Origin of the sequence: Micromonospora sp. M51 (assembly GCF_018070305.1) — a bacterium.
In the GTDB taxonomy this organism is placed as follows: Bacteria; Actinomycetota; Actinomycetes; order Mycobacteriales; family Micromonosporaceae; genus Micromonospora; species Micromonospora parva.
In genome coordinates, this window is record NZ_JAGPXZ010001292.1 from 1 (window position 1) to 912 (window position 912).

The window sequence follows — 912 nt, forward strand, 5'->3', positions numbered from 1 at the left end:
GACCGCCGTGGCCCTGACCCGCTTCGGCTACCCGTTACGCCACCCGGCGGCCACCTCGTCAGCCGTCCGCCGCGCCGCGGACCCGGCCGTCTCCCCGTCACCCGCCACCCGGCAGGAAGGCTGAACGATGCTCTCACTGGTGGTGGGCACCGGTCGCTGCGGTTCGACACTGGTCCAGGAGTTGCTCTCCCGGCATCCCGCTGTCGGCTTCGTCTCCGGCCTGGACGACAAACTGGCCCGGCTCAACCCCAAGGGCCGGTTCAACGGCCTGCTCTACCGGCGCTCGGCACCACGCCCGGCGGGGATGACCTCGCTGCGACACAGTCGACGGTTGCTGGAGCGGGGTCGGCTCCGGGTGGCGCCGTCGGAGGCGTACCACCTGCTCGACCGGCAGGTGCTCGCCGGTTTCTCCCGGCCGTGCCGGGACCTGGTCGCCGAGGACCTGACGCCGTTCGTGTCCCGACGGTTGCGGGCCTTCTTCGACGAGCGGATCGCCCGGCAGGGCTGTCAACAGCTGGTGCAGCACGTCACCGGGTGGCCGCGCACCGGTCTGCTGCACGCCGCGTACCCGGATCTGCGGGTGGTCAACGTGGTCCGCGACGGCCGCGCGGTGGCCAACTCGTGGCTCCAGATGGGCTGGTGGGACGGGTGGCGCGGGCCGGACAACTGGATCTACGGCCCGCTCCCGTCCGACCTGCGGGAGGAGTGGATCGAGTCCGGCCGTTCGTTCCCGGTGCTCGCCGCGCTGGGGTGGAAGATGCTGATGGAGGCTTTCGCCCAGGCCCGGCTGCGGCACCCGGCCGACCAGTGGCTCGACGTGCGCTACGAGGACCTGGTCGAGCAGCCACGTGAGCAGGTCGCCCGGATGCTCGACTTCCTCGGTCTGCGCTGGTCGACCGGCTTCGAGAAGGG

Annotated in this window: 1 protein-coding gene; it reads left to right on the forward strand. The window is 71.7% G+C overall.

Translation table 11 applies throughout. The features are described from left to right. Window positions 1-127: 127 nt before the first annotated feature. Window positions 128-912 (forward strand): sulfotransferase (locus tag KBX53_RS34365; protein WP_210863966.1); only part of this gene is annotated, 785 nt, incomplete at its 3' end.